The sequence below is a fragment of the Parasphingopyxis marina genome, assembly GCF_014237875.1.
Taxonomy (GTDB): domain Bacteria; phylum Pseudomonadota; class Alphaproteobacteria; order Sphingomonadales; family Sphingomonadaceae; genus Parasphingopyxis; species Parasphingopyxis marina.
The window spans coordinates 65,517-83,759 of sequence record NZ_JACJVJ010000001.1 but is presented as its reverse complement, the minus strand read 5'-3'; the positions used below and the strand labels follow the sequence as shown (position 1 = coordinate 83,759).

The 18,243-nt window shown below is 63.1% G+C and carries 16 protein-coding genes; 6 read left to right on the top strand and 10 right to left on the bottom strand.

What is annotated here, in order from left to right:
- Positions 1-5: 5 nt before the first annotated feature.
- Entirely contained in the window at positions 6-911 is a 906-nt protein-coding gene (locus H6P80_RS00300; protein ID WP_185799372.1) for a TauD/TfdA dioxygenase family protein, read from the top strand.
- Here H6P80_RS00300 and H6P80_RS00295 read toward each other — a convergent pair.
- From H6P80_RS00295 to H6P80_RS00275, 5 genes are all read right to left on the bottom strand, one after another.
- Positions 908-1,795: a kinase gene (locus H6P80_RS00295; protein ID WP_185799371.1), complete on the bottom strand. Its 888-nt coding sequence runs from the start codon at positions 1,793-1,795 to the stop codon at positions 908-910. The genes H6P80_RS00300 and H6P80_RS00295 overlap by 4 nt on opposite strands.
- 15 nt (positions 1,796-1,810) lie before the next feature.
- Positions 1,811-3,184 (bottom strand): alpha,alpha-trehalose-phosphate synthase (UDP-forming), encoded by a 1,374-nt coding sequence (gene otsA, locus H6P80_RS00290; protein ID WP_185799370.1) that lies wholly within the window; start codon positions 3,182-3,184, stop codon positions 1,811-1,813.
- A complete protein-coding gene (locus tag H6P80_RS00285; RefSeq protein ID WP_185799369.1) occupies positions 3,181-4,974 on the bottom strand; it encodes a glycoside hydrolase family 15 protein in 1,794 nt (597 codons plus the stop codon). The genes otsA and H6P80_RS00285 overlap by 4 nt, the downstream gene beginning before the upstream one ends.
- Positions 4,971-5,720, bottom strand: a complete 750-nt coding sequence (gene otsB, locus H6P80_RS00280; protein WP_185799368.1) for a trehalose-phosphatase — start codon at positions 5,718-5,720, stop codon at positions 4,971-4,973. The genes H6P80_RS00285 and otsB overlap by 4 nt, the downstream gene beginning before the upstream one ends.
- 98 nt (positions 5,721-5,818) lie before the next feature.
- On the bottom strand, positions 5,819-6,493 hold the full coding sequence (locus tag H6P80_RS00275) for a TetR/AcrR family transcriptional regulator (protein ID WP_221892847.1): 675 nt from the start codon (positions 6,491-6,493) through the stop codon (positions 5,819-5,821).
- Between the two features lie 343 nt (positions 6,494-6,836).
- Between H6P80_RS00275 and H6P80_RS00270 the strand changes: the two genes are divergently transcribed.
- Positions 6,837-9,758 (top strand): TonB-dependent receptor plug domain-containing protein, encoded by a 2,922-nt coding sequence (locus H6P80_RS00270; RefSeq protein WP_185799366.1) that lies wholly within the window; start codon positions 6,837-6,839, stop codon positions 9,756-9,758.
- A gap of 77 nt (positions 9,759-9,835) precedes the next feature.
- Here the strand turns inward: H6P80_RS00270 and H6P80_RS00265 are convergent, their stop codons facing one another.
- The 5 genes from H6P80_RS00265 to H6P80_RS00245 all read right to left on the bottom strand — a co-directional run bounded on the left by H6P80_RS00265 (position 9,836) and on the right by H6P80_RS00245 (position 14,276).
- Entirely contained in the window at positions 9,836-10,390 is a 555-nt protein-coding gene (locus tag H6P80_RS00265; protein ID WP_185799365.1) for a PadR family transcriptional regulator, read from the bottom strand.
- Positions 10,391-10,575: 185 nt separating this feature from the next.
- Positions 10,576-11,259, bottom strand: a complete 684-nt coding sequence (locus H6P80_RS00260) for a DJ-1/PfpI family protein (protein ID WP_185799364.1) — start codon at positions 11,257-11,259, stop codon at positions 10,576-10,578.
- 266 nt (positions 11,260-11,525) lie between these two features.
- Positions 11,526-12,350: an FAS1-like dehydratase domain-containing protein gene (locus H6P80_RS00255; protein ID WP_185799363.1), complete on the bottom strand. Its 825-nt coding sequence runs from the start codon at positions 12,348-12,350 to the stop codon at positions 11,526-11,528.
- Positions 12,350-13,501 (bottom strand): acyl-CoA dehydrogenase family protein, encoded by a 1,152-nt coding sequence (locus H6P80_RS00250; RefSeq protein ID WP_185799362.1) that lies wholly within the window; start codon positions 13,499-13,501, stop codon positions 12,350-12,352. The genes H6P80_RS00255 and H6P80_RS00250 overlap by 1 nt, the downstream gene beginning before the upstream one ends.
- 25 nt (positions 13,502-13,526) lie before the next feature.
- On the bottom strand, positions 13,527-14,276 hold the full coding sequence (locus tag H6P80_RS00245; RefSeq protein WP_185799361.1) for an inositol monophosphatase family protein: 750 nt from the start codon (positions 14,274-14,276) through the stop codon (positions 13,527-13,529).
- A 197-nt stretch (positions 14,277-14,473) separates the two neighbouring features.
- Here H6P80_RS00245 and H6P80_RS00240 point away from each other — a divergent pair, with 197 nt between their 5' ends.
- The 4 genes from H6P80_RS00240 (at position 14,474) to H6P80_RS16615 (ending at position 18,237) form a co-directional block, all read left to right on the top strand.
- On the top strand, positions 14,474-15,451 hold the full coding sequence (locus H6P80_RS00240) for a phosphoglycerate dehydrogenase (protein WP_185799360.1): 978 nt from the start codon (positions 14,474-14,476) through the stop codon (positions 15,449-15,451).
- Positions 15,448-16,122 carry an acylneuraminate cytidylyltransferase family protein gene (locus H6P80_RS00235; RefSeq protein ID WP_185799359.1) on the top strand — a complete coding sequence of 225 codons (675 nt, stop codon included), beginning with the start codon at positions 15,448-15,450 and terminating at the stop codon, positions 16,120-16,122. The genes H6P80_RS00240 and H6P80_RS00235 overlap by 4 nt, the downstream gene beginning before the upstream one ends.
- A gap of 112 nt (positions 16,123-16,234) precedes the next feature.
- Complete coding sequence (locus H6P80_RS00230) at positions 16,235-17,521, top strand: glycosyltransferase family 61 protein (RefSeq protein ID WP_185799358.1); 1,287 nt, start codon at positions 16,235-16,237, stop codon at positions 17,519-17,521.
- A gap of 155 nt (positions 17,522-17,676) precedes the next feature.
- On the top strand, positions 17,677-18,237 hold the full coding sequence (locus tag H6P80_RS16615; protein WP_221892846.1) for a D-sedoheptulose-7-phosphate isomerase: 561 nt from the start codon (positions 17,677-17,679) through the stop codon (positions 18,235-18,237).
- Positions 18,238-18,243 lie beyond the last annotated feature (6 nt).

Sequence of the window (18,243 nt, the reverse complement as noted above, 5' to 3'; positions counted from 1 at the left end):
GGGGAATGGCTGTCGATATCCAACAGGAACATCCGCGCTTCGCGGCGATTATCACCGGCATCGATATCGGCGATCCGCCGAGCGCGGAAACGGTCCGCATCGTCGAGCAGGCGATGGCCGAATATGCGGTCGTGGCCCTGCGCGGATCGCAGCCGGATGACGAGGCCCATATCGCGTTCAGCCGCGCCTTCGGCCCGCTGGAATTTCCCCCCGATCTCAAGATAAATGCGGGCACCTTCACGCCGCGGCTTGCGCACGGCTTGTACGACGCGTCCAATCTCGATGCGCAGGGCAATATCGTTCAGGCGGACAGCGCCCGCTATAAATACAGCAAGGGCAACGAACTGTTCCACACCGACAGCTCGTTCAACGACCTGCCGACCAAATGGTCGCTGCTGCTCGCCCATGTCGTGCCGCCGGAGGGCGGGAATACCGAATTCGTCGATACCCGTGCCGTCTATGACGACCTTCCCGATGCGATGAAGCAACGGATCGAGGGGCTCACGGTGGAGCATAATCTCTGGCACTCGCGCAAAAAGGGCGGGATGAGCGAGATTTCCGAAGAGATGAAGGCGGCGATGCCGGCGGTCCGCCACCCGCTCGTCCGCACGTCTGAAAGCGGCCGGCCGTGCCTCTATATCGGCGCCCATGCGGCGAGCATCGTCGAACTGGACGAGGCGGAGGGACGCGCATTGCTCGACGATCTCTACGTCTTCGCGACGCAGCCGCACTATATCTATTCGCACGAATGGCGGCTCGGCGATCTCGTCATCTGGGACAATCGCTGCACCTTGCACCGGGCGACCGGATTCGAGGATCTGAAGTACAAGCGCGACATGCGCCGCACGACGATCAACGAATATGGGCCGGAGCGCGCCTCGACGGACCGGCTGGAAACCACCCCGGCTTAGGGTGCGCGCAAGCGCGCGAGCGACCTGTCGGCGGCGAAATCGACGAGAATATCGGCCTTGTCCGGCAGCGTCGCCAGCATGTGCCGGGTGATCCGTTCATAATGCTGCACGAAGCGTCCGATCGCGGCATCGTCCATCACCGCGCCGCCGGCGTCCGGCCGCGCGCGGAGCTTTTCCTCCTGCAACCGGCGATTGGCGAGGACGTTCTCGAAACCGGGCGGGCGAAGCATGACGAGAAGGTCGATCCGCGCAAACAGCGCGCGATAGGGGCCGGCCAGCATCGCGTTGGCATGGCGCCGCCACAGGCCGTCCGTATCCTCGTCGGCTTCCAGCGGATTGACGGGAACGGCGAGCGCATCCCGCTCCTGCGGCTCGGCGCCGACGCACCAGCCTTCGAAGAGCAGCACGTCGACCGGCGCATCGACGGAGCGCCATTCGCTTTTCGGCGCGCGATCGTCGCGGCTCTTGTCGAAGGACGGAACCGCCACCGGTCCTTCGCCGTCAAGCAGCGCGGCGATCAGCCGCTGGCCGAGAGCCACGTCATGGGTGCCGGGGACGCCGCGGGTCGCGAAGAGCGGATGGACGGTCTGCGCCATCGCCGTGCGCTCGGCGCGCGACAAATAGAGATCGTCGAGCGAGAGCGTCGCCGCGCCGATGCCAAATTCGGGGAGCAGCAGTGTTTCCAGCAGCCTGCAGAGAGTCGTCTTCCCCGTCCCCTGCGCGCCGTTGATCCCGACAAGGATCGGGCCGCCCCGTGCGCGACGGCGCTTGGCAATCGCCGCGGCGATCGGCTGGCCCACTTTCTCGACTAACGTGGCATAGCTGGCGGGAAGGCCTTCGGCCTTCAGGAACCCCGAAAGCCCGGGATATTGTTCCGAAGCCATGGACGGCGCCGCGCGTCAGCCCTTCAGCGCATCGACAAAGTCGTGCCGCCACCAGATCACATCCTCGTCGCGGACATTCTCGTACATCGATTGCCAGCGGCGCTTGCGTTCCGCGAGCGGCATGGCGAGCGCCTGGGCGATGGCCTCGGCGATCTCGTCATTGCTGTAGGGATTGATGAGCAGCGCGTCTTTCAGTTGCAGCGCCGCGCCCGCGAAGCGCGAGAGGATGAGGACGCCGGGATCGTCCGGGTCCTGCGCCGCCACATATTCCTTGGCGACGAGGTTCATGCCGTCGCGCAGCGGGGTGATCAGCGCGATCGCCGACGCGCGATAGAGCCCGGCAAGCGCCGCGCGCGGATAGCCCTGGTTCACATAGCGTATCGGCACCCAATCGACCTCGGCAAAGGCGCCGTTGATATGGCCGGACAAGGTTTCGAGCCGCTCGCGTATCTCCCGATAGGTATGGACCTCGCCGCGCGAAGGGGGCGCGATCTGGAGAAGCACGACATCCTCGCGCTGGTCGGGGTTGCGCGTGAGAAAGCGTTCATAGCCGTGGAAGCGCTCTTCCACGCCTTTCGAATAATCGAGCCGGTCGACGCCGATCAGCACCTTCTTGTCGAGCGAACTCGCCTTGAGCTGGTCGTGCGCCGCCTTCGCTTCAGGGCTTTTCGTCGCGGCCGTGAACTCGTCGAAATCGACGCCGATCGGAAAGGCCCGGGCGAGCACGGTCTTGCCTTCGCAATGGACCGTGCCGTCGGCGTCCACCGTCCCGCCGAGCTCCTTCTCGATATAATGGACGAAACTTTCGAGCCATTCCTGGGTCTGGAAGCCGATCACGTCATAATCGAGCATCGTGCGCACGAGCCGCTCGTGATAGGGCAGCGAGACGAACAGCCGGGTCGGCGGCCAGGGAATATGGAGGAAGAAACCGATCCGGTTCTTGATGCCCCGGTCGCGCAGCATCTTGCCGAGCGGGATCATGTGATAGTCATGGATCCAGACGAGATCGTCGGGCTCGATCAGGGGCGCGGCGGCCTCGGCGAACAGTTCGTTGACCCGTTCATAGCCGCTGCCGAAGGTACGTTCATATTCGGCGAGATCGATCCGGTAGTGAAACAGCGGCCACAAGGTTCGATTGGCATAGCCATTATAATATTCGTCGATATCCTGCCGCTCGAGGTCGATCGTCACGGTCGTCACGCCGTCATGGCGCTGCATATCGAGCTTGCCCTCATATTGTTCGGTCTCGTTGCCCGACCAGCCGAACCAGATGCCGCGATTTTCCCGCAAGGCCGCCGATAGCGCGACGGCAAGGCCGCCCTGTGCGCCGGCCGCACTCTTGGCCTTGGGCGCGGATACGCGGTTGGAGATGACGATCAGTCGGCTCATCGGACCTTGTTCCAGGGGATCGAAAGAAGTCCCGCACAATTGATTATGCCGACCAACGAATAGGTCTGCGGGAAGTTGCCCCAAAGCTCGCCCGTTTCGAAATCCATGTCTTCGGACAGCAGCCCAGACTGGGTGCGATGGGCCAGCATTTCTTCGAACCAGGCCCGGGCTTCTTCCGACCGGCCGACCAGATGCAGCGCTTCGATCATCCAGAAGGTGCAGAAGTTGAACGCGGTTTCGGGCAGTCCGAAATCGTCTTCGCTGTCATAGCGCAGCAGGTGATTTTCGCGGCGCAGCCTCTGCTCGACCGCGTCGAAAGTGGCGAGGAAGCGCGGATCGTCCGGCGTCAGGAAGCGCATGTCGACGAGTTGCAACAGGCTGGCATCGACATCGTCGCCGCCAAAGCTCGCGCCGTAGCGGCCGGCCTCCTTGCTCCAGCTCTGCTCCTCGATCGCCTCGCGGATCGTGTTCGCGCGCTCGGCCCAGAAATCCACCTTGTCGGCGAGCCCCAACATGCTCGCGGCGTTGGAGAGCCGGTCGCAGGCCGCCCAGCACATCACCGCGCTATAGGTGTGGACGGCGGTGCGGGTGCGGAACTCCCACAGGCCCGCATCGGGCTGGTCGTAGCTCGCCCAGGCGATCTCGCCGACCGCTTCCAGTTTTTCGAAATCGGCCGGCCCGGACATGCGCATCATCCGCCGGTCGCAAAAGGCCTGGATGTTGGGCATGATGATCTGGCCGTACACATCGTGCTGGCGCTGGGTATAGGCGGCGTTGCCGACGCGTACCGGCCCCATGCCGCGATAGCCGGGCAGGGTTTCGGCGGTCCATTCGGTGAGATCGGTATCGCCGCTGACGCCGAACAGCGGCTGGATCGCGCCTTCTTTCATTTCGTCGACGAGATTGCGCAGATAGCCGAGATATTTTTCGAGCACGTCGAGCGCGCCGAGCCGGTTCAGGGCCTGCACCGTGTAATAGGCGTCCCGGATCCAGCAATAGCGATAGTCCCAATTGCGCTCCGAATGCGGCGCTTCGGGGATCGACGTCGTCAGCGCCGCGACGATCGCGCCGGTTTCCTCATGCTGGCAGAGCTTGAGCGTGATCGCGGCGCGGATCACCGCATCCTGCCATTCGAAGGGCGTCGCCAGGCCGCGTACCCAGGTCCGCCAATAGTCGAGCGTCAGGTCCCGCATCGAGGCGACTTCGCGGCCGACATTGCCGACGAACGGCTCATCGGGGCCGAGGAAGAAATGGTGCGGCTTTTCGACGCGAAAAGGCCGCGAATCGAGCAGATAGCCGATCGGCGCATCGGTGCTCAGCCGCAGCGTCTGCCCGCCCACCAGATAGCGGATATGGTTGGTGCCGTTGGTCTTTTCGACCGCCGGGTCGCCCCAGTTCTTGGCCGGCGAAAGGCGCACCCGCAGTCTCGGCGATCCGGCGAGCGGGGTCACGATGCGGGACCAGGCGACCGGGCGGTACATGCGGCCCGATCGCTCGTAGCGCGGGCAGAAGGTCAATATCTCGACCTCGCCGCCATGGGCATCGGTCAGCACCGTGGCGAGGATCGGCGAGTTGCGCAGATAGCGCTGCCTCGCGCTCACCTGATCGACGAGTTCGAGGCTCCAGATGCCGCGCGGTTCTTCGCCTTCGGCCGGATCGTCGAGCAGCGCGCAGAAGACCGGGTCTCCGTCCACCTGGGGCGCGCAGCCCCAGACCAGCGACCCTTGCGTGTCGACCAGGCCACTGACCTGGCAATTGCCGACCGGCCAGAGGTTGAGATCCGCCGTCATGGTGCCTCCGCTGCCAGCGTGTGGAGCCAGTCGAGGACCGCCCCGGTGTCGGGAAGTGCGGCCGTCGCGGCGCTGCCGATGCGATCGCCGACGAGTATGCCGGTACCGCCCAGCCGTTGCGCGGCGAGGAAGCCGTCCTCGTCGGTGATGTCGTCGCCCACGAACAGCGGGGTCGTCCCGGCAAAGCCGGAAAGCGCCATGGCGGCTTCCACCGCGCTACCCTTGTCGAAGCCGCGCGGCAGCAATTCGGCGACCATCTTGCCTAGCTTTACGGCCATGCCGAATCGCTTCGCCATATCCTCGGCGATTTGCAGCACCGCGCCTTCGGCTTCGGGCGCCTGCCGATAATGCAGCGCAAGGCCGAACCGCTTCTCCTCGATCAGGAGCGGCGGCAGCGCATCCACCGCTTCGTCGACCGCCGCGCGCAGGGCGACGAGATCGCCGGCTTCGGCCATGTCCTCGCGCGGCTTTCCGGGAAGGCGGCGTTCCATCCCGTGCGAACCGTACAGTGCGAGCCGATGATCGCCGAGATGGCTGTCGAGATCGGCGATCGTCCGGCCGCTCACCAGCATCAGCCGTCCGTCGAGCCGGATGCCGACCCGTTCGAGCAGGGGGGCAAGGCCGGGCGCCGGTTCGATCGCGTCGGGATGGTCGGCGAGCGGGACGAGCGTCCCGTCGAAATCGAGAAAGAGAGAAATATTGCCGGCAAGCGCCTCGGAACTGAAATTTTCGCGCGCGCAAAGCATGCTAGCCGAAATGAACGAATGTCGTGCGGGCGACAAGAGGGAAGGCGGGAAAGCGGCCGATTTAGCCGTTCGCTGTGTCCTTTGGGAACATGAAGCCGTCAGGCCGCGGCTTGCGCGCTTCCCGGATCGGTTCCGAAGCCGTCGAACGTGCAGGTTGCCGACCACACCTCCTTCGCGGTTTCCGCTATCGTCTTTTCGAAATTGCCGTCGGCAAATGCATCGCGGCGTAGCAGGCGCGGTAGGGCCAGCGCCGTTTCCAGCATGGTCAGATAGCGCTCGCTGGCTCCGTGGAGGACGATCATGTCGAGCCCGGCCTTGCGCCCCGCATGCTTGACCGCGATCTCCAACCCCTGGCGAAGCGGAATGGCGATCTTCTTCTCATAGGCGGCTTTTACCCAGAGGTCGGTATGCTCGTCCCGCATCGCGAGGAAGACGAGCCGGGCATAATCCTCGCTGCCGACGATCGCGGCGGCATGGCGGACATAGGCGTGGATGGTCCGGTTGACCGAGGTACAGGAAGCCGGGGCTTCGGCGATCCGGCGCGCCAGCCGGTCGATCAGCCGGTCGACCGCCGCCTTGTAGACGTCTTCCTGGCCGTCGAACGAATAATAGACCTGCCAATAGCTGATGCCGAGCCGCTCGGCGATCTCCTCGATGCCGACATTGGGCCAGGGGCGTTCCAGATAGAGTGCCAGCGCGCCGGCCGCGATCTCCCCGCGCCGCTTCCGCCAATCGACGATCGTGCCTGTCGGCCGTTTTCCGTGTCGGGACATCGCCATCCTCCGCCGCCATTCAATAACTCGATTCGTAATATAATAGTCTTTACCGGAATAAAAATGCCGGTGCAAATATGGGCCACACGCGTAACAATATCGAAAAAACGCCATTTCCATGTGTAGCCCGATTGCCACACAGAGCTAATAACCTACGAATCGAGGCAAAAAACCATTGTGGAGAAAAGTCCGGCTCGGCATAAGCCCGACCCATGGTGAAGGGCAGGCGCATGACCTGCCAGACAGAAATCTTTGGAGGCAATGGAAGCGCCGGAATGATCGGGAACGCATATTCCATCCGGTTTCGACGCGGTTGCCACGACATCAAAGGGGTTAGAATTCAATGAGCAAGACATATAAGGGCACCGCTTTTTCGGCACGTAAGCAGGCACTTCGCTGCGTGTTGATGGGGGGCGCGGCCGGCACTTTCATCGCTTCGCCGGCCCTCGCGCAGGACGAACTCGCCAGCGCCGACCAGCCCGCGATCGTCGTTACCGGTTCGCGCATCACCAATCCGAACCTCGAACAGTCGAGCCCGGTGCAGGTGGTCGGCCAGGACGAGATCGATCTGCGCCAGGCGACCAACGCCGAAGAGCTGATCGGCGAGCTTCCCGGCATCGTTCCGGGCCTCAACAATTCGGTCAACAATGGCAGCACCGGTATCGGTTCGCTCAACCTTCGCGGCCTCGGCTCGACCCGCAACCTGATCCTGCTCGACGGCAACCGTATCGTCCCGGCAACCCTGTTCAGCCAGACCGATCTCAACGTCGTGCCGGTCGCGCTGGTCGAGCGTGTCGAAGTCGTCACCGGGGGCGCGTCCTCGGTCTATGGCGCCGATGCCATTACCGGCGTCGCAAACTTCGTGACGCGCCGCGATTTCGAGGGCGTCGAGGCGGCCGTTTCCTATGGCATTACCGAACGCGGCGATGGCGAACGGCTTCGCGGCGATCTGACGATCGGTGCGAATTTCGACGGCGGCCGTGGCAATGCGGTTCTCAGCATCGGCTATCAGGAGGTCGACGACGTCCTTCAGTCGAACCGCCTGATTTCGCAAAACGCGGTTTTCGTCGACGGCAGCTTTGCCGGGTCGGCGACCGGCGTTCCTACCCGGATCACGAGCCTTGTGGCCGGCGGCGGCGGGGTCAATCAGATCAATAGCGACGGTACGGCGCTGGTCCCGACCTATTCATCGTTCAACTATGCGCCGTTCAACTATTTCCAGACGCCGCTCGAACGCTACAATATCTATGGTGCCGCACGGTATGAGGTAACGCCCGATATCGAGGCCTATACCCGCGCGATGTTCACCAAGACGACGGTGAGCCTCCAGCTGGCGCCGTCCGGTCTGTTCGGCGACACCTATATCTTCCCGCTCAACAACCCTTTCATCAATGAGACTATCCGTCAGCAGATTTGCGCTTCGCCGATCGTCGGCATCGATGCCGCGACGTGCACGGCGGCCGGTGCGGCGACGGATCCGACCGATCCGAACTATCTCGAGGTTCCGGTCACGATCAACCGCCGGCTCGTCGAGCAGGGTGCGCGCAATACGGATATCGGCATCACCCAGTTTCAGGTCTGGGCCGGTCTGCGGGGCAATCTCAGCGAGACGATCGAATATGACGTCTCGGCATCCTATGGCGAATCGGACCGGGTAACGACGCGTTCGGGCTGGGGCCTCAAGTCCCGCGTCCAACAGGCGTTGCGCGCGCTCGATGCCACCAACTGCGTCGATCCGTCTAACGGTTGCTACCCGATCAACCTGTTCGGTGGCGGCGTCGGCACCAATATCGATCCGCAGGCCGTGGCATTTTTCAACCAGCCGTCGAGCTTCACCGATACGACCTCGCTGGCCACGGTCAACGCGTCGATCAATGGCGAACTTGGCGAGAGCGGCCTGTTTTCCGAAACGCCGATCGGGTTCGCCGTCGGCGTCGAATATCGCGAATATAATGCCAGCCGCGTCGCCGATGTGTCGGAAGGCACGCAGGACGAGGTTTTGGGCACCGGCGCACCGTCGCCGACCTTTGCCGGCCAATATGACGTGATCGAGGGCTTCGCCGAACTGATCGTCCCGATCGTCGAAGATACGCCCGGTTTCTACAGCCTGACGGCCGAAGGCGGCATCCGCGTGTCCGACTATTCGAACACCGGGACGAGCGTCACCTGGAAGGCCGGTGGTACCTGGGAGCCGTTCGAAGGTTTCCGTATCCGCGGCATCTACCAGCGGGCCGTGCGTTCGCCGAATATCGGCGAATTGTTCCTGCCGGTAACCACCGGACTCACGGGCCTGACGACCGATCCGTGCGCCGGGACCAACCCGGTCGGCAATGCGACGCTGACCGCGATCTGCATCGCGCAGGGCGCGCCGGCCGCCTTGATCGGCACGATTTCGCAGCCTTCGGCGGCGCAGGCCAACCTGACCACCGGCGGCAATCCCGATCTCGATCCGGAGGTTTCCGACAGCTACACGATCGGCGTGATCGTGACGCCGCGGCAGGTTCCGGGGCTCGCGCTGACGATCGACTATTACGATATCATCGTGAACGACGCGATCACGACGCGTACGCCGGGAGACGTTCTCAACCCGTGCTACGGGCCGAACGGCGATGGCAATGGCAGCGATCCGACGGTCTGTTCGCTGATCATCCGCAACCCGCTCAACGGTACGCTCAACGGTGGCGGCGATACGCCGGGCCTCGCCCCGCCGCTGACCAACCAGGGCAGGCTGCATACGTCGGGCGTCGATTTCCGCATTGCCTATAATTTGCCGGTCAGCTTCGGCTCGGTGAATTTCGATCTCAACGGCAACTGGACCGAGCGGGCCGAATTTCGCGCGGTGCCGGGCGGTATCAATCGCGATTGTATCGGCCTGTACAGCTCCAACTGCGATTTCAGCACCGGCGCCGTTCAACCGGAATGGTCGTTCAACTTCCGCACGACCCTGAGCGTCGACGATCTTGTCGATGTTTCGCTGCTGTGGCGCTGGATTGACGGCGTGGAATATGAATTCGCCGCGACGACGACGGGCATTCTTCCCGAATTTCTGGCGATCGACGATGCCAGCTATTTCGATCTGAGCGTGCGTTCGAACGTCAGCGAAAATTTCGACGTGACCTTCTCGATCTTCAATCTTCTCGATCGCGATCCGCCGAACATCACCTCGTTCCTCGGCACGAGCACGCAGAATTCCGGCAACACCTTCCCGTCGACCTATGACGCGCTCGGGCGTCGCTATTCGGTGACGGGCCGGATCAGATTCTAGACTAAATGCTCACGGTCTAGATTTCTGGCGGGGGTGGTATTGGAAGTCCCACCCCCGCCATTTTCTTTTCTGCCGAATCAATATTTGTCTTTGTTGGTGACGAGCTCGAGATGCACGCGATCAAGCCAGTCCATCCGGGCTTTCAGCGTGCTGGCGGCATTGTCATAGGCGAAGGCCTGGAAGGGCAGGTCCGTCTGCGCGTTGAACGCGTCGAGTTCTGCCCGCTTCTTTTCGAGTTCCGCTTTCGCTTCGATCACCCAGTCGATCCGCTCCTGCGGCTGGAGCAGGCCGAACGCCATCACCTTGGTGCTGAGCGAGTCGCTGGCGACCAGCTGGGCGGACCGGAATGTCTGGACCCAGGTCTTGAGCGCGCCTTCGCCCTTCCGGGTAATCGACCAGAGCTCGGTCCCGCGGGCATCGCCTTCGATCCGTTTGCTTTCGATCAGCCCCTCCTTCGCGAAGCGGGCGATCATCGGATATACCTGCCCCATGCTCTTGTTGAAGCTGGCGACCGGCGAGGACTGGTAATATTTTGCGACTTTATATGCGGTTATCGGCTGGAACCGGTAGACGAGCGACAACAACGACCCTTCGTGATCGGACAAGGATTTCGGCGTCGCCTTCTTAGCCATTCTCAGTTCGAACTGTGCCCCTGTTCGGCCCACTGCCCCCGAAAGGCAGCAGGACAATTAGGGCTATAATCACGTTCGACAGCTTTCTACAAGCGACGCGAAATTTTCTTGCGGCTGGGGGCGGGCGCCCAGGCGCGCGCGATCACACGGAATTCTTCCATAACATACTGAATAAAAGGGATGTTTTAAAGCGTATACTCGGAGCCGATCACGTTGGCGCTAATCGCGCTCTGCACGGCCTCGATATGCGCAGCGTAGCCGGTGCCCGCCTCCGGCAGATGGCCGGTGCACGGCGCCGTGCGGTCGCACGCCGCCGCGGCATAGCCGGGATCGCGAGCGGCCAGATGCCGCAAACCGGCTGCGGCATCCTGTCCCCTTGCGGCTTCGGCGAGACCGGCGGCGAAGTCGAGCGCAGCCTCGGCGCCGTCGCAGGTCAGCACATTGCCGTCCCGTACGATCGGCCCGGCCCGATATTCGGCGCCAACCCCCGAAAGCAAATCCGCATAGGCGGGGTGGGTGGTCGCGTACCGCCCGACAAGCAGGCCCGCCCCGCCGAGGACGAACGCGCCCGTACCGATCGCGCCGATCCAATGTGCGCGCTCCGCCGCCTCGCACAGATAGTCGAGAAATTCCGGCGATTGCAGCGCGGCGGCGACCCCGCTGCCGCCGGGAACGCAGATCGCGTCGAAAGCCGGCGCATCGGCGAAACTGGCCGTCGGCCGGATCGAGCAGCCGCAATCCATGACGACCGGCGCTTGCTCCGCCGCGGCGAGGCTCACGGTGACGCCCGGCAGCGCGGCGAGCAGCCGGCTCGGGCCCGCAACATCCGGTTCCGCGCTATGCGGAAAGAGCAGGAAGCCGATTTTCATGCAATATCCTCCCAAACTGAAACTTCATACACGCTCCCAAATCCCGCAAACGGCCGTCCGGCCTGGTTGCGATCGCGCCCCTGTCGTTTCAAAATATTGCATCAAATCGTTAGAATGCGCCGATCTTGTCACGATCGGGCGAAATATGGTGTCGTTTTCGCCGAAGATGCGTTCCGTATCGACGAGCATCCACTCGTTTCGATATATTGGCTACAGCGCTCGTCAAACGGCCGAAAATCGCTACGGCCGCGCCGCTTTTTTCGGGGTCAGCGCGGGGTAGCCCCGGCCTCCATGACGAAGCGACCGTCGTCGCCGAGGGCCGCGAGGGCAAGGCCGGTATCCGCCTCGCGCGCGACGAGGTGCAACGGCTGGCCGGCAAAGGCGGGGGAGGTCGCGCGAAACGAAAAGGCGCCGATCGCCTCTGCGCCGATCTCCCGGGTCGCGAGATCGAGCAGCAAGGTCGCGATCAGCGGCCCGTGGACGACGAGGCCGGGATAGCCTTCCACGTCTCGCACATAGCCGAGATCGTAATGGATGCGGTGCGTGTTGAAGGTGAGCGCCGAATAGCGGAACAGCAACGCTTCGTCGGGGATCAGCGAGCGGCAAACCGGCCAGTCCGACAGGTCGGCGGTCCCCGTTACAGGCAGCGATATGGGGGCCGTGCCGGTTTCCCGATAGACGAGCGTCTGGCGCTCCTGCACCGCATCGATCCCGTCCGCGCGGATAAGATGGTCGATCTCCACGAAAACCAGCGCGCCGCTCTTTCCCGTTTTCTCGGCGACGGAGGCGACGGTCGAGACGCGCTCGATAACCGCGCTGGCGGCAATCGGCGCAAAAAAGCGGATGGCGCTTCCCGCCCACATCCGGCGTGGCAGCCCTATCGGCGGAAGGAATGTGCCAAGCCGCTGATGTCCGTCCTCCTGCAGATCCGCCATTGGCGTGTCGGGCGTGCACAGGCACCAGTGAAGGCCCAGCGGGACGGCCGGCTCCGGCGGATTGCCGATAGTCGCGCGAAAACGGTGCAGCAGGCCGCCGGTCACCCGGTCGCCGCGCCGTTCCTCGCGGCCGATCCAGTCCTCGAGCGCGGCCATCAATAGGAACGCGGCAGGCCGAGAATATGTTCGGCGAGATAGGAAAGGATGAGGTTCGTCGAGATCGGCGCGACCTGGTAGAGCCGGGTTTCGCGGAACTTGCGTTCGACATCGTATTCGGCGGCAAAGCCGAAGCCGCCGAACGTCTGGACGCAGGCTTCGCCCGCCGCCCAGCTTGCGTCCGCCGCGAGCATCTTCGCCATATTGGCCTCGGCCCCGGCATTGTCGCCGGCGTCATATCGGGCAAGCGCCTCGCGGACCATCAGTTCGGCCGCGCGCATCTGCGCATAGGCCTTGGCGATCGGGAACTGGACGCCCTGATTCTGGCCGATCGGCCGGCCGAACACCTCCCGCTCCCTCGCATAATCGGTTGCACGGCCGATGAACCATTTCGCATCGCCGATGCACTCGGCGGCGATCAATATGCGCTCGGCGTTCATGCCGGAAAGGATGTAGCGGAAACCCTGTCCTTCTTCGCCGATCAGGTTCGCCGCGGGCACACGCATGTCATCGAAGAAGATCTCGGTCGTCGCATGGTTCATCATCGTGTCGATGGGGCGGATGGAGAGCCCGTTGCCGATTGCCGCGCGCATATCGACGAGCAACACCGAGAGCCCGTCGGTGCGTTTGGCGGCTTCCTCGCGCGGGGTCGTGCGGGCGAGCAGCAGCATCAGGTCCGAATGTTCGGCGCGGCTCGTCCAGATTTTCTGGCCGTTGACGATATAATCGTCGCCGTCGCGTTTCGCCGTGGTCTTCAGCGACAGCGTGTCGGTGCCGCTGCCCGGTTCGGTGACGCCGAACGCCTGGAGCCGCAGTTCGCCGCTGGCGATTTTCGGCAGATATTCGGCCTTTTGTTCATCCGAACCGTGTCGCAGCAATGTGCCCATGATATACATTTGCGCATGGCACGCGCCGCCATTGCAGCCCTGCAGCTGGATCTCCTCGAGGATCGCCGCCGCCGCCGAAAGCGGGAGCCCCGCGCCGCCAAAGACTTCGGGGATCAGCGCGGCGAGAAAGCCGGACCGGGTCAGCGCCTCGACGAATTCGCCGGGATAGGCGCGCGCCTTGTCCTTCGCCCGCCAATAGTCTCCCGGAAAATCGGCGCACAGCCTGGCGACTTGCTGGCGGATATCGGCATGGTCGGCGGTCATCGCATCCTCTCCCCCGGCAGCGATATCATTCCGGGTGGCGGGACGCGAAGATTTCGAACGTTCCGTCCGGGCTTTCGCCGGCGATCGCCACCCGCCCGCCGGTGGCCGCGACCAGCGCCAGCCCCGCGGCGACGTCCCACCAGCGGATGCCGCTCTCGGCATAGGCGTCGAACCGCCCGCTCGCGACCCAGGCGAGCGACAGCGCCGCCGAACCGATCATGCGGACTTTCTTATAGTCGGAAATCTGGCGGACGATCGCCGCGATGCCCTGATCGGAAAAGTCCCCGCCGACCGGGAAGCCGGTGGCGAGGATGCCGTGCGGCTGCGGCAAGTCGCCGAGGGGATCGTCGTTGCAATATAGCCCGATGCCCGGCCCGCCCCAGTAGAGCGCGTCGCGCAGGAAATCGTGGATACAGCCGGCGAGCGGGGTCAGCCCCGCGCATAGCGCGACGGCCGTGCCGCACAGCGGCGTTCCGGTGCGATAGTTGAACGACCCGTCGAGCGGATCGACAACCCAGTAAAGGCCCTCGCCCGGCGGCGGCTCGCCGATCCATCCGGCTTCCTCGGTCAGGATCGGAAGATCGCTGCCCGACCGGATGGTCTCGACGATCAGCTGTTGCGCGCGATGATCTTCGCCCAGCTTGATGTCGCGGCCCTGTTGCGAGAGCAGCTCGGCCTGGCCGAAATTCTGGCGCAGCAGGTCGCCGCTGGCGGTCGCCGCGCGGCGGGCGAGCGCGACAAGGGCAGCGTCGAGCGGCGCGTGATCGTGGTTCATGGTTCCCACCGAAAGATACGCCGAAACGCGCCGTTTGTTTGCATCCGGCGTTCTTAGTCGGGCGGCATATCGCCGTCAAAGCGCAGGATCCGCCCACCGGCGGAAAGCGTGCGGCTTGCGCATGGCCTCTTCCGGGTTATGCCGGTAGAGACGATGTGGAAACGGCGCGGGGCGCGCCATGGACGGGAGAGCGACATTTGCCGAGCGAGACGGGTCTCAAACTGGGGGTGTTGTCGCGTTCCTTTTCGGCCAATGAAGCGCTTCGGGAGCGGCTGAGCGCAAGGATCGACGACGTTCGGTTCAACGAAAGCGGGCAATCGCTGAACGGCGAGGCGCTTGTCGAATTCCTCGCAGACCGCGATGCCGCGATCGTCGCGCTCGAACGGATCGACGGAGCGTTGCTCGATCGCCTGCCCGGCCTCGCCATCATCAGCAAATATGGCGTGGGGCTCGACAATGTCGACCTGGAAGCCTGCCAGGCGCGCGGCGTGAAAGTCGGCTGGACGGGCGGGGTCAACCGGCGTTCGGTCAGCGAACTCGCGGTATCGCTGATGATCATGGCGCTGCGTCGCGTCCAACCCGCCGGGCGCGAGATTCTCGCCGGGACGTTCCGGCAGCATCTGGGGCGGCAGCTTGGCAGCCAGACGGTCGGCCTTGTTGGTTGCGGGCATGTCGGGCGCGATCTGGCCGGGCTGCTCCGCGCATTCGGCGCGCGGGTGATCGGCCATGATATCCGGGATGTCCCTGCCTTCGCCGAAGGGCTGGTGGAGCGGGCGACGTTCGACGAGCTGCTCGCGACCGCCGATATCGTCTCGCTGCATGTCCCGATGACCCCGGCGACGGCAGGGATGATCGCGGCGGAAGAAATGGCCCGGATGAAGAGCGGCGCGATCCTGATCAACACCGCGCGCGGCGGCCTGGTCGACGAAGCGGCGATGAAGCGCGCGCTCGTTGAGGGGCACCTCTCCGCCGCCGCCTTCGATGTGTTCGATCCCGAGCCGCCGACAGACCGGGCGCTTCTCGAACTGCCCAATTTCATATCGACACCGCATATCGGCGGCAGCTCGGCCGAAGCCGTGCTCGCGATGGGCGAGGCGGCGATCGAGGGGCTGTTCGACGCGCGCGATGCGGAAAGCCATATTCCCGATTATCTCGCCAGGGAAAGCGCGGCATGAAGATGATCGCGATGATCCCGGCCCGGATGGGCAGCCAGCGGCTGCAGAAGAAGAATCTCGCGCCGCTCGCCGGCCAGCCGCTGATCGTCCACGCGATCCGCAAATGCCTGAAATCCGGGCGCTTCGACGAGATCTGGGTCAACAGCGAACATCCCGATTTCGGCCCGATCGCCGAGGCCGAAGGCGCTTATTTCCATCGGCGTCCGGAGGCGCTGGGCGGCAACCAGGCGACGAGCGAGGATTTCGTCGAGGAATTTCTGGGCGTGCATCCCTGCGATTTCCTGGTCCAGGTCCATTCGATCGCGCCGCTGCTGACGGTGGAGGATGTCCGCAGCTTTTGCGACACGGTCGCGGCCGGCAATCATGATGCGGTGATGAGCGTCGTCGATGAAAATCTCGAATGCGTGTTCGAGGGCGAGCCGGTGAATTTCACTTTTGCCGAGAAGACCAATTCGCAGGATCTGGAGCCCGTACGCCGCATCGTCTGGGCGATCACCGCCTGGCGCCGCGCGACCTTCCTGGAAGCGAAGGCGGCGGGCGGCTGCGCCACCTATGCCGGCAAGATCGGCTATGTCAGCGTCAACCGGATGGCCGGCCATGTGATCAAGACGCAGGACGATCTCGATATCGCCGAGGCGATGATCGGCCTTTCGGCCGCTCCGGACGGCTGACGGGCGACATGGAGTCGGCACGCGAGCAGCTGCGGAAAGGGGTGGGAAGGCACCCGGTTATGGGCTATTCGGCCATTCTCACCCCACAGCTTTCCCGACCTGATCGACACGCATGACGCTTCGTACACGCATGGCACAACGGCTCGAGCGCGAGCATGGAATAGCCGAGGCTGCACGCATACTGGAAGCCGAGATCAACGTGATCGGGGTGACGGACCGGGACCGGGCCTTTTCCTTGGCGATTGCCCTGGCCGATATTCTGTTCGCGCAACGGCGATTCCAGCGGGGCTTCTATTTCCTCAGTTTCGCCGAAAAGATGCGACCGCAGAACGAGAGAATAGCGGAATTGCTCGATGGAATCGAACCGGATCCGCTTTCCGGCTTCATCGCGGACAATCTATCCATAGACAAGGATTTCACCTGTCTCTGGCCCGACAAGCGTGTCGCCAATGCCGAATATCCGCTCGCCATGAAAATTTTGAACGGCTCCTCGATCTTGGGAGGCGATTTAATCGTCGTCGATGACGAAAAGCGGGTCGTTTTCGAAACGATGCATCGCCTGATGCGGCAGCGTTTCATGACCCCGAAGCTGTTGTCCGCCTATAGCAACGGGTTCCGAACATATCGACAAAAGCGCCGGGTCGATAATCCGGTCATCCTGACGAACCTTTCTCAAAGGAATTATTGTCATTTCGTGCTCGGCAATGTCGCGGCGATCCTTCACGCGATCCGACATGTGAAGGAAGACGTGAAACTTACGGTTTTCGTGGATCCGCACACGCGCTTCGTGCGGGAATATGTCGAGTTGCTGGGCCGGCTCGATCCCCGGCTGGATTTTGTCGAGATCGACAAGCAGACGATCTACGAAGCGCCCGAAATCCTGTTTTCGTCGTGCCTCGTGAAGAAGATCGTTACCAACTATCCGGAAATCATACCCGAATTTCGACGGATCGCTGCGCTTTGCAACGAAGACGGGGATCGAGTTGATCGCCCGGCGAAACTCTTCCTGACGCGGCGCAACTGCCGCCGTTCGCTCGCGGATGGCGACGAGGTCGAGGGCCGGCTGGGGCAACTTGGCTTCGCGACCGTCGATCCCGGCGATTTTCCGGTAGCGGAGCAGGTGCGGATGTTCGAAGGCGCCGAACAGATTGTCGCCCTGCACGGCGCCGCGCTCACCAACCTGATCTACAATGTCCGCAAGCCTTCGATTTTTGAAATTTTCACGCCCAATCGCACGGGCAACGTCACCTTCAAGCGTTTAACCTACGCCATGGGCGGCGAATATCAGACCTATGACAATCTTGGCGTGGCGGATGCACGAAACGAACTGTACAAACTGTCGCAGCCCGAGGAATTTTATGCGGCTGCCGAACGATTTCTCGCCGGCGGCGTTGACTAAGGAACATTCGGCGAAATGCCGAAAAAGTCAGATGCTTAGCCATGGGGCACCTTGTGTGCCCCGCAGTCGGTCTGTTAGGCGGATACCCGCTTTGGGACGGGCCGCGTTTCGGGCAATGCCCGCGGAGCACCGGACAGAGATTGGGAGAATGTGGCGTGGAGTGGACCGCTTGGCTCAATGACTATTTTGAGCGTTTTGCTCCGGCCTTCGCGCCGGACCACCATGCCAATCTCATCGCCTTCAAGGAACTTGCCGAAGGCATCCGCGACAGCGGCAACAAAATGATGCTGGCCGGCAACGGCGCCAGCGCATCGATTTCCTCGCACGGTGCGGTCGATTTCGCCAAACAGGCCAAGGTCCGTTCGATCGATTTCAACGAACCCAATTTCATCACCGCTTATGCGAACGATTATGGGTACGAAAACTGGATCGCCCGGGCGATCGAATGCCATGGCGACGATGGCGATGCGGTCGTGTTGATTTCGGCGAGCGGCATGTCGCCCAATGTTGTGAACGCTGGCAAATATGCGCGCGACCGTGGCCTCAAGCTCGTCACCTTTACCGGAAAATCTCCCGACAACGCGTTGCGCCAACTGGGCGATGTGAATTTCTGGATGGATTCCCAAGCCTATAATGTCGTCGAGGCGGTTCACATGCTGTGGTTGACGACAGTGATTGACATGATCGTCGGCCGCGCTGAATATTCCGTCAACTAACTGATT